This is a genomic window from Desulfosceptrum tomskiensis (genome assembly GCF_049818055.1).
In the GTDB taxonomy this organism is placed as follows: Bacteria; Bacillota; Desulfotomaculia; order Desulfotomaculales; family JASEER01; genus JBFLVT01.
In genome coordinates, this window is sequence record NZ_CP187479.1 from 2378495 (window position 1) to 2405472 (window position 26978).

General features: G+C 62.6%; 25 protein-coding genes. 16 read left to right on the forward strand and 9 right to left on the reverse strand.

Going from position 1 to position 26978, the window contains the following annotated elements; genetic code table 11:
- Positions 1-329 precede the first annotated feature (329 nt).
- Positions 330-2531 carry an S-layer homology domain-containing protein gene (locus ACPV0M_RS12090; RefSeq protein ID WP_425620864.1) on the forward strand — a complete coding sequence of 734 codons (2202 nt, stop codon included), beginning with the start codon at positions 330-332 and terminating at the stop codon, positions 2529-2531.
- A gap of 78 nt (positions 2532-2609) precedes the next feature.
- Positions 2610-2924 carry a YbjQ family protein gene (locus ACPV0M_RS12095; protein WP_425620865.1) on the forward strand — a complete coding sequence of 105 codons (315 nt, stop codon included), beginning with the start codon at positions 2610-2612 and terminating at the stop codon, positions 2922-2924.
- A 155-nt stretch (positions 2925-3079) separates the two neighbouring features.
- On the opposite strand, the gene ACPV0M_RS12100 is transcribed toward ACPV0M_RS12095, so the two are convergent.
- On the reverse strand, positions 3080-3400 hold the full coding sequence (locus tag ACPV0M_RS12100) for a YbjQ family protein (RefSeq protein WP_425620866.1): 321 nt from the start codon (positions 3398-3400) through the stop codon (positions 3080-3082).
- Complete coding sequence (locus ACPV0M_RS12105) at positions 3397-3597, reverse strand: hypothetical protein (protein WP_425620867.1); 201 nt, start codon at positions 3595-3597, stop codon at positions 3397-3399. The genes ACPV0M_RS12100 and ACPV0M_RS12105 overlap by 4 nt, the downstream gene beginning before the upstream one ends.
- Positions 3598-3854: 257 nt before the next feature.
- On the opposite strand from ACPV0M_RS12105, the gene ACPV0M_RS12110 reads away from it, so the two are divergent.
- The 13 genes from ACPV0M_RS12110 to ACPV0M_RS12170 all read left to right on the forward strand — a co-directional run bounded on the left by ACPV0M_RS12110 (position 3855) and on the right by ACPV0M_RS12170 (position 19397).
- Positions 3855-4316 (forward strand): CtsR family transcriptional regulator, encoded by a 462-nt coding sequence (locus ACPV0M_RS12110; protein ID WP_425620868.1) that lies wholly within the window; start codon positions 3855-3857, stop codon positions 4314-4316.
- 166 nt (positions 4317-4482) lie between these two features.
- Positions 4483-5019 (forward strand): UvrB/UvrC motif-containing protein, encoded by a 537-nt coding sequence (locus ACPV0M_RS12115; RefSeq protein ID WP_425620869.1) that lies wholly within the window; start codon positions 4483-4485, stop codon positions 5017-5019.
- A complete protein-coding gene (locus ACPV0M_RS12120; protein WP_425620870.1) occupies positions 5009-6082 on the forward strand; it encodes a protein arginine kinase in 1074 nt (357 codons plus the stop codon). The genes ACPV0M_RS12115 and ACPV0M_RS12120 overlap by 11 nt, the downstream gene beginning before the upstream one ends.
- A 40-nt stretch (positions 6083-6122) precedes the next feature.
- Complete coding sequence (locus ACPV0M_RS12125) at positions 6123-8588, forward strand: ATP-dependent Clp protease ATP-binding subunit (RefSeq protein ID WP_425620871.1); 2466 nt, start codon at positions 6123-6125, stop codon at positions 8586-8588.
- 103 nt (positions 8589-8691) lie between these two features.
- Complete coding sequence (radA, locus tag ACPV0M_RS12130) at positions 8692-10008, forward strand: DNA repair protein RadA (protein ID WP_425622211.1); 1317 nt, start codon at positions 8692-8694, stop codon at positions 10006-10008.
- 23 nt (positions 10009-10031) lie between these two features.
- Positions 10032-11105: a DNA integrity scanning diadenylate cyclase DisA gene (disA, locus tag ACPV0M_RS12135; RefSeq protein ID WP_425620872.1), complete on the forward strand. Its 1074-nt coding sequence runs from the start codon at positions 10032-10034 to the stop codon at positions 11103-11105.
- A 92-nt stretch (positions 11106-11197) separates the two neighbouring features.
- Positions 11198-11680 carry a CarD family transcriptional regulator gene (locus tag ACPV0M_RS12140; protein WP_425620873.1) on the forward strand — a complete coding sequence of 161 codons (483 nt, stop codon included), beginning with the start codon at positions 11198-11200 and terminating at the stop codon, positions 11678-11680.
- A gap of 107 nt (positions 11681-11787) precedes the next feature.
- The gene (locus ACPV0M_RS12145; RefSeq protein ID WP_425620874.1) at positions 11788-12906 is read left to right on the forward strand and encodes a PIN/TRAM domain-containing protein; all 1119 of its coding nucleotides are present in this window, start codon (positions 11788-11790) and stop codon (positions 12904-12906) included.
- Positions 12899-14095: a 2-C-methyl-D-erythritol 4-phosphate cytidylyltransferase gene (ispD, locus tag ACPV0M_RS12150; RefSeq protein ID WP_425620875.1), complete on the forward strand. Its 1197-nt coding sequence runs from the start codon at positions 12899-12901 to the stop codon at positions 14093-14095. The genes ACPV0M_RS12145 and ispD overlap by 8 nt, the downstream gene beginning before the upstream one ends.
- 94 nt (positions 14096-14189) lie before the next feature.
- Positions 14190-14846 (forward strand): serine O-acetyltransferase, encoded by a 657-nt coding sequence (gene cysE / locus ACPV0M_RS12155; RefSeq protein ID WP_425620876.1) that lies wholly within the window; start codon positions 14190-14192, stop codon positions 14844-14846.
- A 55-nt stretch (positions 14847-14901) separates the two neighbouring features.
- A complete protein-coding gene (gene cysS / locus ACPV0M_RS12160; protein ID WP_425620877.1) occupies positions 14902-16509 on the forward strand; it encodes a cysteine--tRNA ligase in 1608 nt (535 codons plus the stop codon).
- Between the two features lie 1156 nt (positions 16510-17665).
- Positions 17666-18427, forward strand: a complete 762-nt coding sequence (gene thyX / locus ACPV0M_RS12165; protein WP_425620878.1) for an FAD-dependent thymidylate synthase — start codon at positions 17666-17668, stop codon at positions 18425-18427.
- Positions 18428-18476: 49 nt separating this feature from the next.
- On the forward strand, positions 18477-19397 hold the full coding sequence (locus tag ACPV0M_RS12170) for a DMT family transporter (protein ID WP_425620879.1): 921 nt from the start codon (positions 18477-18479) through the stop codon (positions 19395-19397).
- Between the two features lie 288 nt (positions 19398-19685).
- On the opposite strand, the gene trpA is transcribed toward ACPV0M_RS12170, so the two are convergent.
- Positions 19686-20483 carry a tryptophan synthase subunit alpha gene (gene trpA, locus ACPV0M_RS12175; protein WP_425620880.1) on the reverse strand — a complete coding sequence of 266 codons (798 nt, stop codon included), beginning with the start codon at positions 20481-20483 and terminating at the stop codon, positions 19686-19688.
- A 161-nt stretch (positions 20484-20644) separates the two neighbouring features.
- On the opposite strand from trpA, the gene ACPV0M_RS12180 reads away from it, so the two are divergent.
- Positions 20645-20875 carry a hypothetical protein gene (locus ACPV0M_RS12180; protein WP_425620881.1) on the forward strand — a complete coding sequence of 77 codons (231 nt, stop codon included), beginning with the start codon at positions 20645-20647 and terminating at the stop codon, positions 20873-20875.
- Between the two features lie 306 nt (positions 20876-21181).
- On the opposite strand, the gene trpB is transcribed toward ACPV0M_RS12180, so the two are convergent.
- The 6 genes from trpB to trpE form a co-directional block, all read right to left on the reverse strand.
- Positions 21182-22351, reverse strand: coding sequence for a tryptophan synthase subunit beta (gene trpB, locus ACPV0M_RS12185; RefSeq protein ID WP_425620882.1), 1170 nt, complete (start codon positions 22349-22351; stop codon positions 21182-21184).
- A complete protein-coding gene (locus ACPV0M_RS12190) occupies positions 22338-22961 on the reverse strand; it encodes a phosphoribosylanthranilate isomerase (protein WP_425620883.1) in 624 nt (207 codons plus the stop codon). Before ACPV0M_RS12190 ends, trpB begins: the two co-directional genes overlap by 14 nt.
- Positions 22948-23742: an indole-3-glycerol phosphate synthase TrpC gene (gene trpC / locus ACPV0M_RS12195; RefSeq protein WP_425620884.1), complete on the reverse strand. Its 795-nt coding sequence runs from the start codon at positions 23740-23742 to the stop codon at positions 22948-22950. Before trpC ends, ACPV0M_RS12190 begins: the two co-directional genes overlap by 14 nt.
- The gene (gene trpD / locus ACPV0M_RS12200; RefSeq protein ID WP_425620885.1) at positions 23717-24757 is read right to left on the reverse strand and encodes an anthranilate phosphoribosyltransferase; all 1041 of its coding nucleotides are present in this window, start codon (positions 24755-24757) and stop codon (positions 23717-23719) included. Before trpD ends, trpC begins: the two co-directional genes overlap by 26 nt.
- A 148-nt stretch (positions 24758-24905) precedes the next feature.
- A complete protein-coding gene (locus ACPV0M_RS12205; protein ID WP_425620886.1) occupies positions 24906-25469 on the reverse strand; it encodes an anthranilate synthase component II in 564 nt (187 codons plus the stop codon).
- A gap of 12 nt (positions 25470-25481) precedes the next feature.
- On the reverse strand, positions 25482-26939 hold the full coding sequence (gene trpE / locus ACPV0M_RS12210; protein WP_425620887.1) for an anthranilate synthase component I: 1458 nt from the start codon (positions 26937-26939) through the stop codon (positions 25482-25484).
- Positions 26940-26978 lie beyond the last annotated feature (39 nt).

The following is a 26978-nucleotide window of genomic DNA, read 5'->3' on the forward strand; positions in this document are numbered from 1 at the left end:
ATGCCGGAAGTCCGGGGTCGGACTCGATGCGATTACGAGTGATCGCTTCCCGGTCAGACTTCTGACCTCTGGTTTCAGACCTCTTTTTCAGTACGCTCCGCGCTGGCCGCCTTCGCCTTCCGCGCCATGCTTGTTTTTGAACAGCCCTCGGTTTTTCAAGAGGCCCATAGCGGATAAGGGTTTGAGTGTCACATTGCGGGCTCCGGCAGGCTTAATATTATGGAAAACAAAGAAAATGTTGCTAGCGGTTTTGTGCCGGGTTTGGTAGCATGAGGGAGAAGATTGTATTGCGAATAAAGCCCGACAGATATCACAGGGGAGGAGACGAGATGGCAGGTCGCAAAAAAATCTGGATGGCTTTAACTGTAATGGTCCTTGCCCTGTCTTGCCTGGCGGCGGGACAGGCCCGGGCGGAAGAACTCGCCACTTTCCAGGACGTCCGGGGCCATTGGGCTGAAGAGACCATTATGCAGGTGCGCGCGCTGGATTTGATGAACGGTTACCCCGGCAACGTATTCAAGCCCAAAGACAACGTCACGCGCCGCGAGGCCCTGGTCGTCATCATCCGGGCCCTGGGCCTGGAAAATGAAGCATCCCGAATCGATACCAGCAAGATTGTTTTTCCTCCGGATATCAAGTGGGGTCAGGGGTACATCGCCCTGGCCGCGCAAAAGCAGCTCTTTTCCGGCCAGATTTCCCAGATCAAGTTCAACGAGCCCGCCACCCGGCTGGAGATCGCCCTGTGGCTGGCGAAGGCTTTGAACCTGCAGACTGACGACACCCCCCTGGTCTTCACCGATACCGCCAACATCCCGGCGGCCTACCAGCGGATGCTGGCGGCGGTTTACAGGGAGGGCATCATGTCCGGGACTTCGGCCACCCTTTTCGAACCCCAGAGGCCGGTTACGCGGGCCGAGGTCGCTTCCTTCCTGGGGAAGATGCTGGGCACGGCGCATATCAACCCTTATCCCGGCAGGTTCATTACCGGCCAGCTGGTTGCGGTGGACTGGCAGGGCGGGAAGATCACGCTGCGCACTTCTTCGGGCGCTTTCACCTACCCCCTGAAGCAGGACCACATTGTTTACAGAGGCGGGCAGAAGGTAACACTGTCGTCAATGAGCCTGGAGCAGAACGTAAAGCTCATCCTTAATGGCAGCGGGCAGGTAATCTTTGTCGGGAAGTCCACCGGCCAGACCCCGGCCGCTCAAACTTCGGAATATGACGGCAAGATACTGGCCGTTGTCTCCGCTTCCAACCAGTTGTTTTTCCAGACCAGCACCGGCGGCATGCTGACGCTGAACATTAGCCCATCTGTGAGCGTTACCAGAAACGGGGTATCCCTGCGGCTCAGTGATGTAACCGTGGGTGCGGAAGCACGGATTCGGGTGACGGGTAACCAGGTCCAGGCTGTGGAGCTAAAAGCAGAAGCCCTTGAGGGGACAGTGACCTACATCCGGACCTCGGGGACGAAACGGATTATGATCGAGAAGAGCAACGGGCAGGAAGAAACCTATTACCTGGCGGATAGCGTGACCGTCAAGGAAGGAAGTGCTACTCGGAGCCTGGGCTACATCGAAGAAGGCATGCAGGTAAAGCTGACCCTGAACAGCGACGACAAGGTTACCCGGATTGAAATCACGGCTCCCGCGGGCATTCAGGGGACAGTGACCTACATCCGGACCTCGGGAACGAAGCGGATCATGATCGAGAAAAGCAACGGGGATGAAGAGACTTACTACCTGGCAGAGACAGTAACAGTAAAGGAAGGAAGTGCTACTCGGAGCCTGGGCTACATCGAAGAAGGCATGCAGGTAAAGCTGACCCTGAACAGCGACGATAAGGTTACCCGGATTGAAATCACGGCTCCCGCGGGCATTCAGGGGACAGTAACCTACATCCGGACCTCGGGAACGAAGCGGATCATGATCGAGAAAAGCAACGGGGATGAAGAGACTTACTACCTGGCAGAGACAGTAACAGTAAAGGAAGGAAGTGCTACTCGGAGCCTGGGCTACATCGAAGAAGGCATGCAGGTAAAGCTGACCCTGAACAGCGACGACAAGGTTACCCGGATTGAAATCACGGCTCCCGCGGGCATTCAGGGGACAGTGACCTACATCCGGACCTCGGGGACGAAACGGATTATGATCGAGAAAAGCAACGGGCAGGAAGAAACCTATTACCTGGCGGATAGCGTGACCGTCAAGGAAGGAAGTGCTACTCGGAGCCTGGGCTACATCGAAGAAGACATGCTGGTAGAGCTGACCTTGAACAGCGACGATAAGGTTACCCGGATTGAAATCTCGGGTAGGGCGTACGTTTCCGGTGATGTCACCTACATCCGGACCTCGGGAACGAAGCGGATCATGATCGAGAAAAGCAACGGGGATGAAGAGACTTACTACCTGGCAGAGACAGTAACAGTAAAGGAAGGAAGTGCTACTCGGAGCCTGGGCCACATCGAAGTTGGCATGACAGTAAAGCTGACCCTTAATACCGACGAGCAGGTCAGCCGGATCGATATTCTCTAGACTAGGGAGGGGAATGCCGCGGCCGGGTGACCGATGTAAGAAGAATTGATTAGGTTGTTGACGGAAAGGGTGCAAGCAATGATTCTAACCACAACGCATGAGATCCAGGGAAGAACGATTCGTGAATACCTTGGGATCGTCAGTGGGGAGGCCATTATGGGAGCGAATATCATCCGTGACTTGATGGCCTCAATCACGGACGTCATCGGCGGGCGATCCGGAGCATATGAGCAGAAACTTAAGCAGGCTCGTGAACTGGCTCTGGCCGAAATGAGCGAGGATGCGCAACGCCTGGGCGGTGACGCCGTTGTGGGTATCGACGTGGACTACGAGGTACTCCGTGAGGGGATGCTGATGGTTACGGCCTCAGGGACGGCCGTCAAGCTGGAATAACCGTAGGCCGTCGCAGATCACCAACCGTAGCGGGACTGCTGAACGGAAATCTCGGCAAGCGGGCTTTTTTGTAACATACAGTCATATCCTGTCGAGAACGCGAAGGGGCAGTAATACTGCCCCTTGGTGGTATTGGGTGTCTAACATCGAGCAGCCTACGGCTGCTCCACGACCACGGCCGTGCCGTAGGCCAGGATCTCGGCCGCCATCGACATCACCTGGGCGGTGGCGAAGCGGACGTCGACGACGGCGTTGGCTCCGAGTTTCTCGGCTTGGCTGATCATTCTCTTGACTGCCTCCTGGCGGGCGTCGGCCATGAGTTCGGTGTATTCCTTGATTTCCCCGCCGACGACATTGCGCAGCCCGGCGACAATGTCCTTGCCGATGTGCCTGCTCCTGATGATGCTGCCGGTAACTACACCAAGTGTTTTGACTACTTTCTTACCCGCAATGGTGCTTGAGGTGGCCACGATCATCCTTTGTCACCTTCCTTCGCGCGTTCTATCCATAGAGCGAGGAGCAGCGCCGCCAGGCCTAGAAGCAGGGCGGCGACTCCCACCCTCACAGCCAGGGGCACGCCGGCCCCGCCGATGAATATGCATAAACCGTAGAGGGCATAACCCGCAAAGATCAGGGTGCCGACAGCGATCAGGAAATATGCCAGGGTTCTCATCAGCGTTCCTCCTCCGGCCGGCGACTCCTACGACTCGCGACCATTATTATGAGCAATATTATAACACTGGAAGCGGGAGCCGCCAAAACGTACAAGGGATGACTGAGGCGCCCTGCTTTGACTATCTTTGACTAAAAAGTGGGTGACAGCGGCTAAAATAAGGGCAAAAGGGAATTGCTTTTTGCGACCGGATTCGGTATGGTATTAACCAGATAGTCAACAAAAGTCAAAGTCAGGATCGAGGGGGGGGTACCGCCATGCCGACGCTGGCTGAATACATCGCCCAGTATATCTACCGGCTGTTAGAGCAGAGCGAACGCGACTACGTCGATGTCCGGCGCAGCGACCTTGCCTTGAAGTTCAACTGCGCTCCGTCCCAGGTGACCTACGTGCTGTCGACCAGATTCGGACCGCATTCGGGCTTTGTTGTCGAAAGCCGGCGGGGCGGCGGTGGATACGTGCGGATCATCAAGCTGCCCGTAGAGGACGAGTTTGTCCGGCGGCTTTACCATGTTGTCGGCGACGCCATCGGACACCGCGAGGCCCTGCAAATCATCGGGCGGCTTAGCGAGGAATCGCTTATCACCGGGCGAGAGGCTGGGATGATGGCGGCGATTGTGGGGGACGGCCTGTCCAAGGTCGAACTTCCGGGCAGGAACACCCTGCGGGCGCAGTTGATGCGCGCCATGCTGGCGGCTTTGCTCCGGGGAATGGAATAGCACTCGGTGTTCGGCGCTCAGCTATCGGCACTTAGATTCCGGGATAGTCCTTATACGAATGCCGAATGCTGAACGCTGAATGCCATTCGGTCTCTGTATCGAATATTGCTACCTGATTTTGTCACTTAAAGCCTAACGCTAGATGCTATCGAGAGGATGTAGAATTATGCTTTGCGAGAAGTGCAAACAGCGGCCGGCCACCTTCCACTATACCGAGATCGTCAACAACAACAAGAAGGAAATGCATCTCTGCGAGGTTTGCGCCCAGGAGGAGCAGGTCGGCCATATCCATTTTCATTTTAATCCCCCGCTGAACCTGAGCAGCTTCCTGGCCGGGATGATCGGGCCGGGGCCGCAGTCCGGGAATAAGGTCATGCCGCACGAGGCAAGGTGTCCCAGGTGCGGCCTGACGGCCGGGGAACTCGGCCAGACAGGGCTGTTCGGCTGCAGCGGGTGCTACCGCGAGTTTGAGCCCCAGCTCGGCACCCTGTTGCGGAGAGTCCACGGAGCGCTGCGCCATACCGGCAAGGTCCCCGGGCGGGGACAGAAGAAGTCGAGGGTGCTGCGTGATATCGAGCAGCTCAAGGCCGAGCTGCAGGACGCCATCGCCAGGGAGGAGTACGAAAAAGCGGCGGTGTTCAGGGACCGGATCAGGGAACTCGAGGCCGGCCTGGACCGGGGAGGTGGAGACGGTGGGGCTTAAGGAAACCGTCAGCAATCCCTACAGCGCGTGGATGCGGGACGGGGCCTCGGACGGGGACGTGGTCGTCTCCAGCCGCATCCGCCTGGCGCGGGCGCTGGCCGATTACCCCTTCCCCCACCGCTTGACGCCGGAAGCGGCCGAGGAGATCGTCCACGCCGTCGAACTGGCGGTCAAGGACAGGCGGTTGGCGGAAGCCGTCGGAGGATTGGAGCTGTCCAGGGCGGCGGAATTGTCGTCTCTGGAAAGGCAGATACTAGTCGAGAAACACCTGGCCAGCCCGGCTTTTTTCCAGGGCCCGGCGGAAGGCCGGGCGATAGGGCTTTCGGACGACGAGTCCGTGAGCATCATGGTCAATGAAGAAGACCACCTGCGCATCCAGGTGCTGGCGCCGGGCCTGCAACTGGAACAGGCCCTGGAGAAGGCGAACGTCGTCGACGACGCCCTGGAGCGGACTTTGGACTATGCCTACTCGGAGTCGATCGGCTACCTGACGGCCTGCCCGACCAACGTCGGCACCGGGCTGCGGGCCTCGCTGATGCTCCATCTTCCGGGGCTGGCCATCACGGGGCAGGTCAGGCAGGTACTGGCGACCATCGGCAAGCTGGGGCTCACCGTACGTGGGCTCTACGGCGAAGGCACCGAGGCCGCCGGGAACCTTTTCCAAATTTCGAACCAGATCACCCTGGGGCGGGCCGAGGAGGAGATCGTCCAGAACCTGGTTGCGGTGTGCCGGCAGATCATCGACCAGGAGCGGGCGGCCCGCAGGCTCCTGCACCAAGAACGGCCGGAGATCGTCGAGGACAGGGTGTGGCGCGCTTACGGCATCCTGCGCTACGCCCGCCTGCTCAACTCCCGGGAGGCGATCCAGTACCTTTCGGACGTCCGCCTGGGCATCGACCTCGGGATCATCAAGGATGTATCGCCGAGCATGGCCTGGACGCTGATGGTGCTGACGAGGCCCGCTTTCATCCTGAAGTACGGGGGGGAGCTTTCCCCCCACCAGCGGGATGTTCTGAGGGCCGGACTCGTGCGCGAAACGCTGGCCAAGAAGAAGAAAAAATAAAGGAAATGCATTGTTATGATGCGGGGAGGTACGCAAAAAAATGTTCGGAAGGTTTACTAAACGGGCCCAGAAAGTGATCCTGCTCGCCCAGGAAGAGGCGCGGAGGTTCAATTACCCTTACGTGGGCACCGAGCACTTGCTGCTGGGCCTGATCCGCGAGGGTGAGGGCGTCGGAGCGAGGATTCTGCTCGAACTCGGACTGGACGCCGACAAGGTCAGGGCCGCCATCGAGCAGACCGTGGAGACCGGGCAGCCGCCGGCGCCTCTGCGCGAGGTCGCCTTGACGCCGCGGGCGAAGCGGGTGCTGGAGCTGTCGGTCGACGAGGCCAGGCAGCTCGGCCACAACTACGTCGGCACCGAGCACTTGCTCCTGGGCCTGATCCGCGAAGGGGAGGGCGTCGCGGCCCAGATCCTGACCGGCATGGGAGCCGACTTGGACAGGGTGCGGCAGATGATCGTCCAGATCATGGGGGGCGGCGCCGCCCCTACCGGTTGCGCCGCCTGCGGGGTTAGCGGCGAGCCGGCCAAGAAGGATACCAAGACCCCGAACCTGGACCAGTATGCCCGCGACCTGACGGCCATGGCTAGGGAAGAAAAACTGGACCCGGTCATCGGGCGGGAGAAAGAAATCGAGCGCGTGATCCAGATCTTGAGCCGGCGCACCAAGAACAACCCGGTGCTCATCGGCGACCCCGGCGTGGGCAAGACGGCCATCGCCGAAGGGCTGGCGCAGCGCATCAGTAAGGGCATGGTACCCGAAGTGCTCTTGAACAAACGCGTTGTCGCCCTCGACCTCGCGTCGATGGTGGCCGGCACCAAGTACCGGGGCGAGTTCGAGGAACGGATCAAGAAGGTTATCGACGAGATTAAGGCGGCGGGGAACGTCATCCTGTTTATCGACGAGCTGCACACCCTGATCGGCGCGGGCGCGGCCGAGGGGGCCATCGACGCGGCCAACATCCTCAAGCCCGCCTTGGCCAGGGGCGAGCTGCAGACCATTGGGGCGACGACCCTGGACGAGTACCGCAAGCACGTTGAGCGCGACCCGGCGCTGGAGCGCCGCTTCCAGCCGATCATGGTCGACGAGCCGACGGTGGAGGAGACAATCGCGATCCTGAAGGGGCTGCGTGACAAGTACGAGGCCCACCACCGCGTGCACATCACCGACGAGGCCATCGAAGCCGCGGCGAGGCTGTCGGACCGTTACATCACCGACCGCTTCCTCCCGGACAAGGCCATCGACCTCGTCGACGAGGCCGGCTCGCGCGTGCGCCTGCAGGCCTTCACCGCCCCGCCCGACCTCAAGGAGCTGGAAGCCAGGCTCGAAGACATCCGCAAGGAGAAGGAAGCGGCCATCGCCGGGCAGGAGTTCGAGAAGGCGGCCATGCTGCGCGACCAGGAGCAGCAGTTGAAGAACCGGCTGGAGGAATCGAGGGAAGCCTGGCGCCAGCGGAAGGGCGGGGACGAACTCGTCGTCGGCGAGCAGGACATCGCCCACATCGTCTCCACCTGGACCGGGATCCCGGTGTCGAAGCTGGCCGAGGAGGAATCCGAGCGCCTTTTGAAGATGGAGGAAATCCTGCACCAGCGCGTGGTCGGCCAGGACGAGGCCGTGGCGGCGGTCTCCCGGGCGATCCGCAGGGCGCGGGCGGGGCTCAAGGACCCGAAGCGGCCCGTCGGATCGTTCATCTTCCTCGGCCCCACGGGCGTGGGCAAGACCGAGCTGGCCCGGGCGCTGGCCGAGGCCCTGTTCAACGACGAGGAGGCCCTGGTACGCATCGACATGTCGGAGTATATGGAGCGGCACGCCGTTTCCCGCCTGGTCGGCGCGCCTCCGGGTTACGTCGGCTACGACGAGGGCGGCCAGTTGACCGAGGCCGTCCGCAGGCGCCCCTACACCGTGGTGCTCCTGGACGAGATCGAGAAGGCCCACCCCGAGGTCTTCAACATCCTGCTGCAGGTGCTGGAGGACGGCCGTCTTACCGACGCCAAGGGGCGTACGGTGGACTTCCGCAACACCGTCATCATTATGACCTCGAACGTGGGCGCCCAGCTGATCCGGAATGAACGCACGCTCGGCTTCGCCAGGCCCGAGGACGAGGCAAACGACTACGAGAAGATGAAGGAGCGCGTCATCAGCGAGCTACACCGCACGTTCCGACCGGAGTTCCTGAACCGGATCGACGAGATTATCGTCTTCCACGCCCTGACCACCGAGCACATCAGGGCCATCGTGGACCTGATGCTGAAGGACGTCGCTCAACGGATGAAGGAAAACGAGGTCGAGGTCGCGTTCAGCGACAGCCTCAAGGACCTTCTGGCCAAGGAAGGCTTTGACGAGAAATTCGGGGCCCGTCCCCTGCGCCGGGCGATCCAGCGCCTGGTCGAGGACCGGCTGTCGGAGGAACTGCTGAAGCACACCTTCGCCCGCGGCGATAAGGTGCAACTCGACGCGGAAGACGGCGAGGTACAGGTTCAGAAAACGGGTGTAGGACTTAGGACGTAAGACGTAGGAAATAGTCTTATGTCCTACGTCCAGTCTTGTTCGACTTCACTGGCAGTGATATAATATTATGGTATACTATGGAAAGGTAGTACCAGAGTTGCCGATGCGCTGCCGGGAGTGCGGATATTATTCGCCACGCTGGCTTGGCAGGTGTCCGGGCTGCGGGGCGTGGCAGTCGTTTTGCGAGGAAGAGGGGGGCAGGAAAAAGGCGGTTCGCGCCGGCGAGCCGCCTCGCCCCCTTTCTGCTGTTTCTGTGGACGAACAGACCCGCCTGTCGACCGGGATCGCCGAGATGGACCGGGTCCTGGGGGGCGGCATCGTCCCGGGGTCGGTCGTCCTGATCGGCGGCGACCCCGGCATCGGCAAGTCCACCCTTCTTTTGCAGTGCGCCTTCCGCGTTGCGGAGCAGGGAGGCAAGGCGCTCTACGTCGCGGGCGAAGAGTCCGCCCTGCAGGTCCGCCTGCGGGCCGAGCGGCTGCAAACGGTGCACGAGAACGTGCTCTTGGCCTGCGAGACCGACGTCGAGCGGATCGTCTCCCACATCAGGGAGAGCGGGGCCCGGGCGGTCATCGTCGACTCCATCCAGACCACTTTTCTCCCCGACCTGGCGGCCGTCCCCGGGAGCCTGGGGCAGGTCCGGGAGTGTACCTTGCGGCTGGCCAAAGCGGCCAAGGAAACCGGCGTCCCGGTGTTCCTGGTCGGTCACGTGACCAAGGAGGGGCTCCTGGCCGGGCCCCGCGTGCTCGAACACATCGTCGACACCGTGATCTACCTGGAGGGGGAGCGGCACCAGTCCCTGCGCGTGCTGCGCAGTGTCAAGAACCGCTTCGGGTCGACCAACGAGATCGGTGTATTCGAAATGAGGGCGGAGGGGCTGGCGGAGGTCAAAAACCCCTCGCGTCTGTTCCTGCGGCCCCAGGACGACGGGGTGCCCGGTTCGGCGGTGGTGTCCTGCATCGAGGGCACCCGTTCCCTGCTGGTGGAGATCCAGGCGCTGGTCAGCCCCAGCGGCTACGGGACGCCGCGCCGGATGACCGTCGGCGTGGACTACAACCGCGTCGTGCTGATGGCCGCCGTCCTGGAGAAGCGGGTGGGGCTGTCCCTGTCGAACCAGGACATCTACGTAAACGCCGTGGGCGGGGTGAAACTGTCGGAGCCGGCCGTGGACCTGGGCATCGCCCTGGCCCTGGCCTCCAGTTTCCGCGAGCGCCCGGTGGCCCCCCGCACCGTGGTCGTCGGGGAGGTCGGACTGACCGGGGAGGTCCGCCCGATAGGCGCGCTGGAAAAGAGGCTGAACGAGGCGCGCAAACTGGGCTTCAACCGGGCCATCGTCCCGGACGGCGGCCTGGCGTCGGATAATTCCCGGCTGGAGCTTTGCAAGGTCCGGACGGTAAGCGAAGCGCTTGATCAAGGGCTTTAGGGGTTAGAGTTGGAGGGAGACTGTTGGTAAGGGACGAGAGAGAGGAACAGCTGTTGAAAGTCCTGCGCGTCGTCGCGCCGGGCATGCCCCTGCGCGAGGGCCTGGAACACATCCTGCGCTCGGAGAGCGGGGCGCTGATCGTCATCGGCGACCGCCCCGAGGTCCTGGAGATCGCCGAAGGGGGTTTCCGGGTCAACGCCGACTTTTCGCCGGCCAAGCTCTACGAGCTGGCGAAGATGGATGGGGCCATCATCCTGGACAGCGAGGCGAAAAGGATTATCGCCGCGAACACCCAGCTGGTGCCGGACCTGGGTATCCCTTCGAGCGAGACGGGCATCCGCCACCGGACGGCCGAGCGCGTCGCGCGGCAGACCGACGCCGTCGTGATCTCGATCTCCCAGCGCCGGGGCGTGATCACCGTCTACAAGGGCGCGCTGAAATACGTCCTGCGCGACCTGGAGGTCATCTTCACCAAGGCCAACCAGGCCCTGCAGACCCTGGAAAAGTACAAGAGCGTCCTGGACCGTATCCTGGTCAACTTAAGCATCATGGAGTTCGAGGGCACCGTGACCCTCTACGAGGTCTGCAAGGTCATCCAGCGCGTCGAGATGACCCTCAAGGTCGTCAGCGAGATCAACAAGTACATCGTCGAGCTGGGCGTGGAAGGGCGCCTGATCACCATGCAGCTCGAGGAACTGATCGCCAACGTGGACATTGAGGGCTTAAGCGTCATTCAGGACTACGCCGTCGCGCCCGACAGGACGCCGCGGCAGGTCCTGAACATGATCGAGACTTGGCCCAACGAGGACCTCCTCGACCTGCCGCTGATCTCGCGGGCCCTGGGATATCCCGGGGGGAGCGCCATCTTGGAACAGAACGTTTCCCCCCGCGGCTACCGCATCCTCTCCAAGGTCCCGCGCCTGCCGGCGCCCGTCATCGAGAACCTGGTGGCTACTTTCGGCAACCTCAACCGCATCCTGAACGCCTCCCTGGAAGAGCTCGACGAGGTCGAGGGGATCGGGGAGACCCGCGCCCGCTCGATAAAGGAAGGTTTAAGCCGTTACTGGAACCAACTATTACAAGAAAGATATAGATAGCGGCCGCTAATTGTACGTACAAGGCCGTTTTTTGACAGGAATAGCTAGGATGTGTTATACTTAGTGCGAGAGGGGTTTCGGGAGGTGGCGTATTGTTTAAGATTGGTGACAAAGTTGTGTACCCGATGCACGGCGCTGGTATCATCGAAGCCATCGAAGAAAAGGAAATCCTGGGAGAAAGGCATCAGTACTACGTACTGAGGCTGCCCATAGGCAACATGAAGGTCATGGTCCCCACTTCGGGGGGCGAGGGCAAGGGAGTGGGCCTTCGCCAGGTCATCGGCAGAGAGGAAGTGCGCAAAGTCTTCTGCCTGCTCAAAGAGGACTCAAGCCAGATGCCGGGCAACTGGAACCGGCGTTACCGAGCCAACCTCGAGAAGATCAAGAGCGGGGACGTCTACGAAGTGGCCGAGGTTGTGAGAAACCTGGCACGCCGCGAACGCGAAAAGGGTCTGTCCTCGGGCGAAAAACGGATGCTCGAAAGCGCGCGGCAGATCCTGATCAGCGAACTGGTGCTGGCGGCCGAGGTAGAGGAAGAAAAAGCCAGGTCAATGTTGGACGAAGCGTTTGAGTAAGAAATGGCGAGAAGAATCGCCATTTTTTTTTATTGAGCACGTATGCCTGTCCCGTTATAATATTTAACAAAATGATAAAAATGAGGAATGAAAGGAGGTGACCAAAAATGCGCAAGGTGGCTTTTGTTTTTTTAACGGCCGTTTTCACGGCGTCCGGTTTTTATCTCGGTCACTACTTCTTCGTGAACAATCTTTTGAACCTGAACCTTGAAACGAACACCGGCTACGGGTTGGCCGCTTTAACGGCGCTGTTCGGGCTGGTCCTGGGCATCCTGCTTACCCCCCGCCTCATCAACTGGACTGTCTTCCTGACGACGCGCGTGGTGGAATACCTGCAAAAAATGCCCGTCCAGGACCTCCTCATCGGTGCTCTCGGACTTATACTCGGTCTTTTAATCGCCAACCTGCTGGGTTCCATTCTTAATTTCCTGGGTGTCGTCGGGAAGGCCGCCGGGGTACTGCTTACCGTTTTCCTCGGCTACGTCGGTTTGATCGTGGCCATCAGGAAGCGGGAGGAACTGACCGGCGTCTTCACCAGCCTGCCGTGGTTCGGCAAGGAGAAACCGAGCAAGGGCGAGGCCAAGCTCCTGGACACCTCGGCGATTATCGACGGCCGCATCGCCGACCTCTGCACGAGCGGTTTTCTGGAGGGGACCCTGGTGATCCCGTCTTTCGTTCTGGAGGAACTGCAGCACATTGCCGATTCCAACGACCTCCTGAAGCGCAACCGCGGGCGCCGGGGGCTGGACATCCTGAACATGGTGCGGCGCAAATCCGACATCCGCGTGCAGATCTACGAGAACGTCAAGGGCCTGGAGGACACCCCGGAGGTGGACGCCAAGCTGGTCAAGCTGGCCAAGCGCCTGGGCGCCAAGATCATCACCAACGACTTCAACCTGAACAAGGTGGCCGAGCTGCATGGCGTTAAGGTCCTGAACATCAATGAACTGGCCAACGCCTTGAAGCCCGTGGTCCTGCCCGGCGAGGAGATGACCGTGCAGATCATCAAGGACGGAAAGGAACCGGGCCAGGGTGTGGGTTACCTCGACGACGGGACGATGATCGTCGTCGATTCGGGCAAGCGCTTCATCGGCCAGACGATCACCGTGATCGTCACCAGCGTTCTACAAACGACGGCGGGCAGGATGATCTTCGCCAAGCCCAAAACCTTTCGGCGGGAAGAATACGTAAACGGCAAGTTCAACGAGGTGAACGTCGTTGGCTGAAGTCGGCGCCGTGATTGTTGCGGCCGGCCGGAGCAGTCGGATGGGGGGTCCGACCCCCAAGCAGTACCGGCTCCTGGCCGGCCGCCCGGTTTTAGCGCACACTTTGCGCGTCTTTGAGGACGCGCCGGAAATATCCTTCGTGGTGCTGGTGGTCCCGCCCGGCGACGAGGCGCGGGTCCGGCGGATGATCGTGGAAGGTTACGGCTTCCGGAAATGCCTCTCGGTCGTCCCCGGCGGGGCCGAACGCCAGGAGTCGGTCCGGGCGGGACTGAGCGCCCTTCCCCCGTGCGACGTGGTGCTGATCCACGACGGGGTGCGGCCGTTTGTCCCCGGGGAGCGGCTGGCCGGCCTGATCGAGGCTGCGCTGGCCGCCGGGGCGGCCACGCTGGCCGTTCCCCCCAAGGACACCGTCAAGATGGCCCGGATGCCGGGCCTGAGCCGGACCACCCTCCCCCGGGACAGGCTCTGGCTGGTGCAGACCCCCCAGGCCTTTCGCCTGGAGGTGATTATTAACGCCCACAAGGAGGCGGCGCAAAAGGGCTTCGTGGGCACCGACGACACTGCGCTGGTGGAGATGAGCGGCGGAGAGGTGGCCCTGGTCCCCGGCGACTATACCAACATCAAGCTCACGACGCCCGAGGATTTCGTCTTTGCGGAGGCGATGATGGGGAGGATGACGGGGATGCGCAGCGGTTTCGGTTACGACGTTCACCGGCTGGCCGAGGGCAGGAAGCTGGTCCTCGGGGGCGTCGAAGTCCCGTACGAGAAGGGCCTCCTGGGGCACTCGGACGCCGACGTGCTGGCCCACGCCGTGATGGACGCCCTGCTCGGCGCGGCCGCCCTGGGGGACATCGGCCGGCACTTCCCCGACAGCGATCCTGCTTACCAGGGGATTTCCAGCCTGGAACTCCTGAAGCGGGTCGTCGGCCTACTGGAAAGAGCGGGCTTTGCCGTCGTCAACGTCGACGCCACGGTGGTGGCCCAGGCCCCGCGGTTGGCCCCCTTCATCCCCCTGATGCGTGAAAATATGGCCCGCGTCCTGGGGGTCGACGTCGCCGTTGTCAGCGTCAAGGCCACGACCACTGAAGGGCTCGGTTTCACGGGCGGCGGGGAGGGCATGGCGGCTTATGCTGTAGCCGGCATAAGCCGCCGGATGCAGCAGCATTGGACCTTGAGTGCTGAGCGCTGAGCACTGGGACTTCTTAAAATATGATATAATTAGCTTCGGTCAAAGGTTGGCAGTCCTAATGCCCGAAGCTCAGTGCCATTCAGGGGGTGATAGGATGTTCAGGCGTATCCGCCGCGATATCCAGGCGGTTTTCGAGCGCGACCCCGCGGCCAAGAACCTGCTGGAGGTCCTGCTCTGTTATCCCGGCCTCCATGCCGTCATCCTGCACCGCTTCGCCCATTTCTTTTACCGGATGAGGCTTTACACCCTGGCCCGGCTGATTTCCCATTTTTCGCGCTTCGTTACCGGGATCGAAATCCACCCGGGGGCGAAGATCGGCGAGGGTTTCTTCATCGACCACGGCCTGGGGGTGGTCATCGGCGAGACCGCCGAGATCGGCAATAACGTGACCATTTACCAGGGCGTGACCCTGGGCGGGACGGGCAAAGAGAAAGGCAAGCGCCACCCGACCATCGGGGACAACGTGGTGATCAGCGCCGGCGCCAAGATCCTGGGCTCCTTCGAGGTGGGGGAGAACTCCAAGATCGGGGCCGGTTCGGTCGTCCTGAAGCCCGTGCCCCCCAACTGCACGGTGGTCGGCGTTCCCGGGCGGATCGTCAAGCGCGACGGCCAGCGGGTCGACAGTGACCGGTCCGTCGACCTCCGCCACGACCAGATCCCCGACCCGGTCGCGGACGCCATGAACCTGTTGCAGGAACGGATTAAAGTTCTTGAGGAACGGCTTCAGCGTCTTGAGGCTGTTAATAAGTAGATATAGGCATCAATGCAGGCACACCTTCCAGCTTTCCTAAGTGGAGGTAAATGTTGTGCAATTCTATAACACGCTTACGAAGAGGCAAGAGACATTCGTGCCGATGGAGCCGGGCAAGGTAAGGATGTACGTCTGCGGGCCGACGACCTACAATTTCATTCACCTGGGCAACGCCCGCGCCATGGTCGTCTTCGACACCATCCGGCGCTACCTGATCTACAAGGGTTACGACGTAACCTGCGTCCAGAACTTTACGGACATCGACGACAAGATCATCAAGCGGGCCAACGAGGAGGGGGCGGATCCCATCGCGCTGGCCGCTCAATACGTCGACGAATACTTCATCGACGCCGACGCCCTGCACGTCCGGCGGGCCGACGTCCACCCCAAGGTCTCCGAGCACCTGGACGATATCGTCGCTCTCATCCAAAGGCTTATCGACAACGGCCTCGCTTATGCGGTCGACGGCGACGTCTACTACGCCGTCCGCAACTTTCCGGACTACGGAAAACTCTCCGGGCGCGACGTCGAGGACATGCTCTCCGGGGCCAGGGTCGAGGTCGACCCGCGCAAGCGCGACCCGCTGGACTTCGCCCTGTGGAAGGCCGCCAAGCCCGGCGAGCCGGCGTGGCCAAGCCCCTGGGGCATGGGGCGGCCCGGCTGGCACATCGAGTGCTCGGCCATGGCCATGAAGTACCTCGGGGAAACGCTGGACATCCACGGGGGCGGGGCCGACCTGATCTTTCCCCACCACGAGAACGAGATCGCCCAGTCGGAGGGGGCCACGGGCCGGCCCTTCGCCCGCTACTGGATTCACAACGGCTTCATCACCATCAGGGAGGAAAAGATGTCCAAGTCGCTGGGCAACATCTCCCTGGTGCGCGACCTGGTACGGGCCTTCCCGCCCGGCGCCCTACGCCTGTTTTTGCTGTCGACCCATTACCGCAGCCCGCTCGACTTTAACCCGGAGAAGATGGGAGCCAGCACAAAAGGCCTGGCGCGGCTCAAAAACAGCATCGTCCTGCTCGACGAGGCGCTCGCCGGCCGGGCCGCGGACGAGGGGAACGAGCGGGCCGCCGAGTTGAAGGAAAAGCTCGGCGAATTGAGGGAACGCTTCGAGAGGGCGATGGACGACGACTTCAACACCGCCCTGGCCGTGGCCGCGGTTTTCGACCTGGCCGGCGAGGTCAACGCCTACCTGCACAACGAGCAAGCACCCGAACGGGAGGCGCTCGCACGGGCGCGGGCGCTCTTCGACGACTTTAACAGCGTCCTGGGTATTTTCCGGGAGGAAGAGGGCCGGATCGTCCTGGACGAGGAGAGCCTCGGCGGCGACCTGGTATCCGGGCTGCTCGACCTGCTGCTCGGCCTGCGGCAGGAGGCCCGGCAGGGCAAGGACTTCGCCACGGCCGACCGCATCCGCGACGGGTTGAAGGCGGCCGGGTTCGTTATCGAGGACACTCCTCGGGGGGCGCGCTGGAAGAAGGCCGACGGTCAGTCCGGCGACGTGGCTCCCGCTCTGCTGGACCTGATCATCGGGCTGCGCCGGGAAGCACGCAGGGCCAAAAACTTCACCCTGGCCGACCGCATCCGCGACGGCTTGAAGGAAATGGGCGTAGTGCTCGAGGATACTCCTGACGGAGTCAGATGGAAGCGGGCATAGCCGTTTCTACTTAGCACTGGGTTTGATACGGGAAGAATAATCCAAAATGAAAGAGGGTGGCGCGTTGGCGCCACTCTCTATACCGCCAATGAAGGTAGGCTCTCACCTTATAGGTTACATTCACTGGAGATGCTTACAACGTACCAGTTGCCGCTTTCCAGTTGTTCACCTCCCTTAAGGGAAAACCCCTCTGCTATTCCTGGAAAAGGTAGTAAGCCGATCGGTCCTTCGTGATGCGCCGAAAACGAATAGTCAAGATCAGTGAGACTGCCTTTATAGGATACAAAGAGCAAAGAGGTATTACCCGGACTTTGCCATGGAGTGTAATCAACAGCCTGCCCTACAGCCCTCACCGCTTCTTCCTTACTTTTAAAGACGTAAAGACGGGACCGAGACCGGGCCAATCTTCCCCGGAAGCTCTTACCCGTTCCCCGTTCGCTGTCTTTTTTGAGGGCTTAAAAATGGCCGGTTGTACGACCCATTCGGTTTTGACCACAACAGCGTTAGCGCCCGCTGCGTTTTCTCTGCGCCTCCGCTCTTCAGTGAGCAAATCGTGAATCTCTAGAGGTGCACTGAGCAGGGTTTAGCCAACCGCTTACAGTGAGTCTAAGCGTGAAGGGGATAACTCCGTACTTTAGCTCAGACGGCAAGGACAAAAGCTATGAGGCTAAGGGGATCGAGCTTCAAAACCCCTCGATGTGAAGGTCAATGCTACGGTTTGGGCAGAAGGCAGCAATTATCTTAATGATATAATTTCGTATCAAGTACTCAATAACTTAAGATGGAAAAGCAAAGAGAATATCGACAATTATTGACATTGTTCGAGCTACCAGGTTGGAGTTAGTAGCACTGAATTATAAGCAAATGCTTAGCCAGACCCTCGAAATCCATTAAGATATAGGCACCGGGCACTGGGATACTTGAAGAAATTCGGCCGATGGCCGAATTCTTTTTTCTTGGGGAGGGTCAGGCTTTACGATCCGATCCTTGCCGATGGGTTTTGTATAGTAAGTCCGACAAGTCCAGCTCCTCTTGTAACGTAGGTTAAAGGAATAAATCTACGAGTTTGCGAATATAATATCTATTTTGCGGCTGCTTTCAGCCGCGGTATCTGTTTTGTGGGTGCAAACGGCGGAGGAAAGGGGATTCTGATCGCGTGGGTACTGTACAGCTTTCGGTTAAACTTCTGGCCCACACGCCGCAGCCGGAGGAACTGGCGGCTCTGGCCGGCCGGCGGTGCTACTCGGGGTTGAGCAACGACGAGCTCATCAGTTTTTCGGCGGAACGCGAGCCGGCGGAGTTCATCAACAAGCTGGTCGGCATGGGACACGTCACGCCCATCGAACATGCCGCCTTCACCTTCGCCGTCGAGGGCGTCTCCCGCAGCCTGCTGGCCCAAATCACCAGGCACCGGATCGCCTCCTTCTCGGTGCAGTCCCAGCGCTACGTCGCTGAAACGGCCGCCCGAAGCGAGAACGGGGTCTTCGACTACGTCGTCCCTCCGCGGATCGCGGAGCTGGGACCGGACAAGGCGGCCGAGTTTGCCGGCCAGATGCGGCGGATTCAGGAGTGGTACGACTACTGGGTCCGGGAACTGGGGGGCGGGAAGGACGCCCTGGAGGACGCCCGCTTCGTCCTGCCCAACGCCGCCGAGACCAAGTTCGTCGTAACGATGAACGCCCGCGAGCTCCTGCATTTCTTCACCCTGCGCTGCTGCGAGCGCGCCCAGTGGGAGATACGGGCCCTGGCCGATGAGATGCTCAGGCTGGTGAGGGCGGTGGCCCCGACCTTCTTCGGCCAGGCCGGCCCGGCCTGCCTGCGCGGGCCTTGCCCCGAAGGAGAGAAGAATTGCGGGCGCATGAAGGAAGTGCGGCAGAAGTATCGTTCACTGTGTCAGCCGCAAGCAGCACCGAAGTAAGCACAGAGCCGGCCCAACGCCTTTCTAAAGCGTTACGGGAGATGAATGAATGACTTTCGGATTATTGCTGATCGTTCTCGCCAGCGTCCTTTTTGGTACTACCGGAACGTCAGCCACTTTTTTGCATAGTTTATACGGCCTTGATCCCCTGACGGTGGGCGTATGGCGGCTCTTCTTCGGTGCCCCGTTTTTGCTCCTGGCTTCCTGGAGCATCACGAAAAGCACGGGCCTTTCCGCCTTGAACAAGAGCCACGTCCTCGCTGTCTTGCTCTTTGGCGCGGCTCTTGCCGGCTACCAACTGTCGTTCTTCCAGGCCGTAATCCGCACGCAGATCGCCACGGCCACCCTGCTGGCCATTTGCACCGCCCCGCTGATGGTCGCTTTCCTGGCCCGGATCTTTCTGAAGGAGCGCCTGTCGGTGCGAGTGTTGGTCGCACTGGCCCTGGCCCTTCCGGGGACGGCGCTGATCATCGGCCTGCATGGCATCGACGCTGTGTTGAGTCCCGCTTATCTTTCCGGCAACCTTCTCGCCCTCGCCGCCGCGCTATCTTACGCCACGTGTGTCGTGGCCGGAAAGGACCTGGTGGGGCGCCTTCACCCTATCCAGGCCGTAACCCTGGCTTTCACCGTGGCAGCCTTGCTGATGCTGCCCTTGGCCGGCATCCCCCGGAACCTACCGCTTGCAGGCTGGCTGATCCTTGTCTACCTCGGCTTGTTTCCCACGGCCGTCGCCTATGTCCTGTTCGGGCTGGGCCTTAAGAAGGTTACAGCCACGGCTTCTTCGGTCGCCACCCTGGTCGAGCCGCTGGTCGCGACTCTTCTGGCCGTGGGCCTGATGGGCGAGCGCCTGACGGCGGCGGGCTGGGGCGGGGCAATCCTGCTCCTTGCCGCCCTTGTCGTCCTGTCCGTTCCGGAAAGGACGCCGACAGCTCCCGAAACAGTTGAAAGCCTTCAGGACAAGCCCTTTTAATGTTAAGGGCGCAGCCAGTTTCCCGTGGGAGACCGCTGAAAAACCGCGCCTGGCAAAAAGGATGTCGGATGCCAGAAGTCAGAAATCTGACCTGATGAAATCCGCAGAGCGATTGCTAAGGATTATAGACTTGCAATCGCGAAGCGATCGCTTCCCGTAACCGACCTCTGACCTCTTGCCTCGGACCTCTTTTTGAGCGGTCTTAAGGCTAACTTCCGAAGCATAGCTGTACCCTACCCTAAGGATACCTATGCCAAAACCAGTATATTGGCTTTTTGCAGCACTCTCCTAGGCATGACCCCGCCGCAAAGCCGTCTTCAGCTCCCGCGTAAAACCGGCCACGCGCTCCGTCATGTCCGGGCCGCCCCTGGCGACTTCCCGCACGATGGCCGTACCCACCACGACCCCGTCGGCCAAAGCGCCGACTTCCGCGGCCCGGGCCGGCGTGGTTACGCCGAAGCCGACGGCGACGGGCAGGGTCGAGACCTCCCGGGCGCGGGCGACCAGTCTCCGGACCTCCTCCGGCTGCTGCTCTGCCCCGGTGACCCCGGTGAGGGCGACGCAGTAAAGAAAGCCCCGGGCCGACCGGGCGATGCGCCGCAGGCGGGCGGCGGTCGAGGTCGGGGCGGCCAGGGGGATGAGGGCCAGTCCCGCGCGGTCGGCCGCGGCCAGGAGCGGCCCGGCTTCCTCGACGGGCAGGTCGGGGACGATCAGCCCGTCGGCCCCGGCGGCCGCCGCCTCCCGGGCGAAGCCGTCCAGGCCGAACCGGTAGACGGGGTTGTAGTAACTCATCAGGACCAGCGGCACCTCGACGTCTTGCCGCAGGGAACGGACGGTTTCCAGGATGCCGCGCAGGGTTGTGCCGCCGGCCAAAGCCCGCTGGGAGGCCTGCTGGATCACGGGGCCGTCGGCCACCGGTTCGGAGAAGGGGACCCCGAGCTCGATAATATCCGCCCCCGCCGCGGCCATGGCCCGCACCAGGGCGGCGGTAGTTCCTAGATCAGGATCCCCCGCCGTAATGAAAGCAACAAGGGCCTTTTCACTCCGGTTCTTTAACTCGGTGAATTTTGCTTCAATGCGGTTCATGTTCCCACCTCCTGGGTAGGGGTCAAACCTTTAGTTTTCTTAGATTTGCGTTAAGTCATGGGCCTGACCCTTTCTTACTTCACTAGGCGTTCCAACTTCTAACAGCTACCCTGAAAAACGGCTCTTGCTATTCGGGTCTGGGTTTATCCCCGCAAGCGACTTTGCTGAAAGCTTCGGGCACCGTTCTTAGCGAAGGTGAGGTCAGCGTGGCCGCCGACGAGGACGTTCGCGGGCGCTTCCGCTGTCAAAGCGTCGGCCGTACGCTTGCCCTCGGCCTTGCCTGCGCGAACTTGTACGTGCTGAGGAATATGCTCGTTCGCCTCGGGCGCCGGCCGAACTCCCCAGCACTCAACTTTGCAGACCGTTTAAGTGAACCCATCACTTATGACTAGCTCTTCGGAGAGACTTAGTTGAGTGCTGGGTCAGACAGCGGCCGACGCTGTTCCTCGGCTCACTGCGCATTTTTTATTTATACTCCCAACGTTCGCTACGGCCAAAGCCTCGACGCGTACTTGGGTAACCTGCTGAAAATTGCGCCCGCGAACAATCCGCAGGAGGCCCGCCACGTTCCGAACCGAGCTTAGAACGGTCGAAGCGGAGCACGGAGCGCGGGGATAACCCAGACCTGCTGTAACCGTTTTTCATTGTCTGTGGTGCTGCATTTTGCAGCGTGAGGGTCTAACATCGAACATCGACGTTCAACTGTCCCTGACAGTTTGAACGTCCTTGTCTCCCCGCCCGGACAGGTTGACGAGGATCACCTTGTCCCGGTCAAGTTCTGCGGCCAGGCGGACGGCCTCGGCCAGGGCGTGGGCGCTCTCCAGCGCGGGGATGATCCCCTCCGTGCGGCTCAAAAGGGTGAAAGCCTGTAAAGCCTCGGTGTCGGTCACCGAAGTGTAGGTAACGCGGCCGGTGTCTTTAAGGTAGCTGTGTTCGGGTCCCACGCCGGGGTAGTCCAGGCCGGCCGAGATCGAATGGGCGATGAGGATTTGGCCGTTCCCGTCCTGGAGCGCGTAGCTCAGGGAGCCGTGGAGCACCCCCGGCCGGCCGGCCGCGAGGGTCGCCGCGTGCTTCCCGGTCTCCAGCCCGTGCCCGGCGGCCTCGACGCCTACCAGACGCACGTCGTCGTCCAGGAAGGCAGCGAAGATGCCCATGGCGTTGCTCCCGCCCCCCACGCAGGCCACGACGGAGTCCGGCAGCCGCCCCAGGACGGCGAGGGACTGCTCACGCGCCTCCCGGCCGATAACGGCCTGGAAGTCGCGGACGATCCTCGGGTAGGGATGCGGGCCCGCGACCGAGCCGATCAGGTAGTGGGTGTCGCGGACGGTGGCCACCCAGTCGCGCAGGGCCTCGTTCATGGCGTCCTTGAGGGTGCGGCTGCCGGTGGTCACCGGGATGACGCGGGCCCCCAGGAGTTCCATGCGGAAGACGTTGAGGGCCTGCCGGCGCATGTCCTCTTCGCCCATGAAGATGTCGCAGGCCAGGCCGAAGAGCGCCGCCGTGGTAGCCGTGGCCACCCCGTGCTGTCCGGCGCCGGTCTCGGCGATCAGGCGGCGCTTGCCCATGCGCCGGGCGAGCAGGGCCTGGCCGATGGTGTTATTGATCTTGTGCGCCCCGGTGTGGTTGAGGTCCTCCCGTTTCAGGAAGATCCGGGCACCGCCGACATGCTCGGTCAGGCGACGGGCGTAATAGAAGGGGCTTGGCCGGCCGATATATTCTTTCCCGTAGCGTTCGACCTCGGCGATAAAGGCCGGGTCGTTCCGGGCCTCCTTGTAGGCCGCTTCCAGTTCTTCAAGGGCCGGCATCAGGGTTTCGGGGACGAACCGGCCCCCGTAAGGGCCGTAGTAGCCGCGTTCATTGGGGAGCATGAGCTGATCCTCCTTTGGCGTTGCGGATGAAGGCGCGGATTTTTTCGTGGTCTTTGGCGCCGCCGGTTTCCACCCCCGAAGAGACGTCCACAGCCCAGGGACGGACGGCGGCGACGGCCGAGGCGACGTTTTCCGGCGTCAGGCCCCCGGCCAGGACCAGGGGGCGCGGCCAGTCGAGGCCCCGGAGTTTCGCCCAGTCCAGGGCGCGCCCCGTGCCTCCCGCTTGACCGGGGACGAAAGTGTCGACCAGGACGGCCCGGACGTCGAAGCCCCGGATACGGGCAAGGTCATCGGGCCCGCAAAAGCGCAGGGCCTTGATCACCGGGCGGTCGAACGACGTACAGTAGTCCGGCGGCTCGTTTCCGTGGAACTGCAGGACCTGCAGGCCGCAGCGGGCGGCGATGGCCCTTACCGCTTCCGCCGGGGCGTCTACGAAGACCCCGACCGCGCAGACGAAAGGGGGCAGCCCGGCGATAATGGCCCGGGCCGCCTCCGGCTCGATGCGGCGCGGGCTGGGGGCGAAGACAAACCCCAGGGCGTCGGCGCCGGCCTCCACGGCCGCCTGTGCCGTGATTTCGTCCCGGATGCCGCAGATCTTAACCCGGACCATGCCCCGCACCTCCGCTTCCGCTCAGCTTGCGCACACTGGCGGCGATGTCCGGGGAGGCCATCAGGGCCTGCCCGACCAGGACGGCGTCCGCGCCCGCGCGGGCGGCCGCCAGGGCTTCATCCCGCGTGGCGATCCCGCTGGCGGCGACCAGGGTGATCCCCGGCGGGACCATCGGGGCCAGGCGGATAAAAGTCCCGGGGTCGCATTGCATTGTTTTCAGGTTGCGGTTGTTGACGGCCAGCAGCGTCGCCTCCGCGTCCAGGGCCTGCGCGAGTTCCCGTTCGTCGTGGACCTCGACCAGGGCCTCGATCTCCAGGGAACGGGCCAAGTCCAGGAGCTCGCGCAGGCTGCCGGCGTCCAGGGCGGCGACGATGAGCAGGACCGCGTCCGCTCCCAGCGCCCACGCTTCGTAAACCTGGTAAGGACTGATGATGAAATCTTTCCGCAGTATGGGCAGGCCGACGGCTGTACTAACCGCCCGCAGGTGGCCCGGGTGTCCCCGGAAAAACAGCGTGTCGGTCAGCACCGAGATCGCCGCCGCGCCGTTTTCCTCGTAGATACGGGCCACGGCCGCCGGGTCGCCGCAGGGGCGGATCGGTCCCGCGGAGGGGGAGGCCCACTTGATCTCGGCGATCAGGGCCGGGGCGGGTCTTTGCCGCAGGGCGGCGGCGAAGGGCCGGGGCGGCCGCGGGCGCCTTTGGCGCAGCAGGCTGTTCAGGGGCCGGGCGATCTTCCTTTCGGCGACCTCGATCCGCTTATGCTCCAGGATTTTGGCAAGCACCTTGAAGCCCTCCCGTAAAGGCTACAAATTCTTCCAGCTTGGCCAGCGCCGCCCCGCTGTCGATGGTGGCAGCGGCGAGCTCCACGGCCCCCGGCAGGCTTTCGGTCGCTCTTGAGGCCAGGAGCGCGAGGGCGGCGTTTAATACCACGGCGTCGCGCCGCGGTCCGGTTTCCCCGGCCAGGACGCTGCGCGTGATCGCGGCGTTGGCGGCCGGGTCCCCGCCGACGAGCGCCTCCAGGGGGGCGGGGGTGAAGCCCAGGTCGGCCGGATCAACCAGGCGGTATTCAATGCGATCTTCGGTAACCTCCCAGATCTGTGCCGGCCCCACGGTCGAGAATTCATCCAGCCCGCCGGCCCCGTGCACCACAAAGGCCCGGTCGACGCCGAGGCGGGCCAGCACTTCGGCTACCAGGGGAGCGGCTTCCGGGCTGTAGACGCCGAGGACCTGGGCCCGGGGACGGGCGGGGTTGGTCAGCGGTCCCAGGATGTTGAAGACGGTGCGGATGCCCAGTTCGCGGCGCGGTCCAGCGGCGTGGCGCATGGCGTGGTGCAGGCGCGGGGCGAAGAGGAAGGCCAGCCCGACCTCGTCGAGGCAGCGGCCCAGGTCCCGGGCGTCGAGCTCCAGGTTGGCGCCCAGGGCGCGCAAGAGATCGGCGCTCCCGCAGCGGCTGGAGACCGAGACGTTGCCGTGCTTCGCCACGGGGATCCCGGCCGCCGCGACGACGAAAGCCGCCGTGGTCGAAATGTTGAAGGTGTGCCGGCCGTCGCCTCCCGTGCCGCAGGTGTCGACGAGGAAGGGACGGCTGGTGTGAACGGGGGTGGCGTGGCGGCGCATGGACTTGGCGAACCCGGCTACTTCCTCGGCCGTCTCCCCTTTAAGGCGCAGGGCGGCCAGGAGCGCGCCCACCTGGGCCGCCGTGGCCTCCCCGGACATGATCCGGGTCATCACCTCTTCGGCCTCCTGCTGGCTCAAGTTCTTGCGGGCGATGACCCTGGCGATGGCTTCCTTGATCAAGTCTCATCTCTCCTTTGCTCGGCTGATTTAAGTCGTCGGTCTTCGGTCGTGGAAATCATTCAGTCAAGGGTTAGACTCTTTTCTTAAGAGCTTTTCAACGTCCGGTACGCAATGCCCGGCGCCCAGCGCCTTTATTTCCCGGCAGGCCTCATCCGGCCAAGAAATTTTCCAGCAGCCGTTTGCCGTCCTCGGTCAGGATGGACTCGGGGTGGAACTGAACCCCTTCCACGGCGAACTCCCGGTGCCGCAGACCCATGATCAGCCCGTCGGGAGCGCGGGCGCTGATTTCCAGGCAGGCCGGCAGGGACTCCTCTGCGACGACGAGCGAGTGGTAGCGGGTAGCCGTAAACGGGTTCGGCAGGCCGCGAAAAACGGTCCGGCCGTCGTGGGAGATTAACGAGGTCTTGCCGTGGGCGGGGGCCGGAGCGCGGACCACCCGCCCCCCGAAGGCCTCCCCGATGGCCTGGTGGCCGAGGCATACGCCCAGGATGGGGACGCGCCCGGCCAGGCTGCGGACCAGGTCCAGACAGACGCCGGCCGTCGCGGGGGAACCGGGGCCGGGGGACAGGACGATGCGGGACGGCGCCAGCTCCTCGATCTCGGCGAGGCCGAGGCTGTCGTTGCGCCGGACGACGACCTCCGCCCCCAAGCCGCGGAGGTAATCGACCAGGTTGTAGGTGAAGGAGTCGTAGTTGTCGATCATCAGCAGCACGGAACCATCAACTCACTTTCCGATGGCCTGCACCAGGGCGGCGGCCTTATGGCTGACTTCCTGGAACTCCCTGTCGGGGTCCGAGTCGGCGACGATGCCCGCCCCGGCCTGGACGTAGGCCGTCCCGTCCTTGATCACCACCGTGCGGATGGCGATGCAGGTGTCGAGGTTGCCGGAGAGGCTCAGGTATCCGACCGCCCCCGCGTAGACGCCCCGCCGCGAGGGCTCCAGCTCTTCGATAATCTCCATGGCCCGGATCTTCGGCGCGCCGCTGACCGTGCCGGCCGGAAAAGCGGCGGCCAGGGCGTCCAGGGCGTCGAAGCCGGGCGCCAGTGCTCCTTCCACTTCGGACGTGATGTGCATGACGTGGGAGTAATACTCCACTTCCATCAACTGATTGACGCGCACCGAGCCCGGGAGACAGACGCGGGCCAGGTCGTTGCGGCCCAGGTCGACCAGCATGACGTGCTCGGCGCGCTCCTTGGGGTCGGCCAGGAGCTCGGCGGCGAGGGCCGCATCCTCGGCTGCGTCCCGCCCGCGGGGCCGCGTGCCGGCGATGGGCCTGGTAAAGACGCGGCCGTCTTCCACGCGGACGAGCATTTCCGGGGAAGCGCCCAGGACGACGTGGTCGTGCGCGTCCAGGTAGAACATGTAGGGCGAGGGGTTGAGGCTGCGCAGGCGCCGGTAGACCTGCAGCGGGGCTTCCTGCAGCGGCGCGGCCAGGCGGCGGGAGAGCACGGCTTGCAGGATGTCGCCGGCCAGGATGTATTCCCGCGTCCGGCGGACCATCGACGCAAACCGGGCGCGGTCCCCTCCGGACTGCGGGGCGGCCGCGGGCCGTTCCCAGGCCTCGGGCGACGAAACTTTCGCCGGCCTAGCCAGCAGTTCGCGGACGGCGGCGATGTCCATGCGGCCCGCGGCGTACGTTTGCGCCAGGTCGCCCTCGGCGGGGGCGTTGTGGATCGCCGTCAGGGTGTGGCGGAGGTGGTCGAAGACCAGGACCGTCTTGGGGAAGAGGAAGAAGCCGTCGGGCAGCCCCAGGTCGTCGGGATTAACGGACGGGAGCCGCTCCAGGCAGCGCGCAAAGTCGTAGGCCAGGTAACCCACCGCGCCCCCGTGAAAGCGCAGCGGCCGGGGAAAGGGGGCGGTGTTGTAGCGGGCCATCAGCCCGCGCAGGACGTCGAGCGGGTGTCCGTCAAGGACGGCGGCCTCCCCGTTCTTCCCGCTCAGGACCGATCGCCCGTCTTTGATGCGCAGCTCCCAGGCGGGCTCCAGGCCGATGAAGGAATAGCGGCCCATCCGCTCGCCGCCCTCGGCGCTCTCCAGGAGAAAGGCCGGTCTGCGCTCGGCGGAAAGTTTTTGAAAGACCGAGATCGGCGTCTCGGTGTCGACCAGCCACTCCTCGGCCAGGGGAATAACGTTGTAGGTCCGGGCCAGTTCCTGAAACTCTTCGTACCGGGGATAAATCATTTTCCCGCCTCCCAAAGAACAACGATCGTCATTCATCAA

What these genes read in the sequence shown, in the direction of transcription:
- ACPV0M_RS12090 (WP_425620864.1), top strand. Translation starts at nt 330, where the DNA reads ATGGCAGGTCGCAAAAAAATCTGGATGGCTTTAACTGTAATGGTCCTT.
- ACPV0M_RS12095 (WP_425620865.1), top strand. Translation starts at nt 2,610, where the DNA reads ATGATTCTAACCACAACGCATGAGATCCAGGGAAGAACGATTCGTGAA.
- ACPV0M_RS12100 (WP_425620866.1), bottom strand. Translation starts at nt 3,400, where the DNA reads ATGATCGTGGCCACCTCAAGCACCATTGCGGGTAAGAAAGTAGTCAAA.
- ACPV0M_RS12105 (WP_425620867.1), bottom strand. Translation starts at nt 3,597, where the DNA reads ATGAGAACCCTGGCATATTTCCTGATCGCTGTCGGCACCCTGATCTTT.
- ACPV0M_RS12110 (WP_425620868.1), top strand. Translation starts at nt 3,855, where the DNA reads ATGCCGACGCTGGCTGAATACATCGCCCAGTATATCTACCGGCTGTTA.
- ACPV0M_RS12115 (WP_425620869.1), top strand. Translation starts at nt 4,483, where the DNA reads ATGCTTTGCGAGAAGTGCAAACAGCGGCCGGCCACCTTCCACTATACC.
- ACPV0M_RS12125 (WP_425620871.1), top strand. Translation starts at nt 6,123, where the DNA reads ATGTTCGGAAGGTTTACTAAACGGGCCCAGAAAGTGATCCTGCTCGCC.
- radA (WP_425622211.1), top strand. Translation starts at nt 8,692, where the DNA reads ATGCGCTGCCGGGAGTGCGGATATTATTCGCCACGCTGGCTTGGCAGG.
- ACPV0M_RS12145 (WP_425620874.1), top strand. Translation starts at nt 11,788, where the DNA reads ATGCGCAAGGTGGCTTTTGTTTTTTTAACGGCCGTTTTCACGGCGTCC.
- cysE (WP_425620876.1), top strand. Translation starts at nt 14,190, where the DNA reads ATGTTCAGGCGTATCCGCCGCGATATCCAGGCGGTTTTCGAGCGCGAC.
- ACPV0M_RS12170 (WP_425620879.1), top strand. Translation starts at nt 18,477, where the DNA reads ATGACTTTCGGATTATTGCTGATCGTTCTCGCCAGCGTCCTTTTTGGT.
- trpA (WP_425620880.1), bottom strand. Translation starts at nt 20,483, where the DNA reads ATGAACCGCATTGAAGCAAAATTCACCGAGTTAAAGAACCGGAGTGAA.
- trpB (WP_425620882.1), bottom strand. Translation starts at nt 22,351, where the DNA reads ATGCTCCCCAATGAACGCGGCTACTACGGCCCTTACGGGGGCCGGTTC.
- ACPV0M_RS12190 (WP_425620883.1), bottom strand. Translation starts at nt 22,961, where the DNA reads ATGGTCCGGGTTAAGATCTGCGGCATCCGGGACGAAATCACGGCACAG.
- trpE (WP_425620887.1), bottom strand. Translation starts at nt 26,939, where the DNA reads ATGATTTATCCCCGGTACGAAGAGTTTCAGGAACTGGCCCGGACCTAC.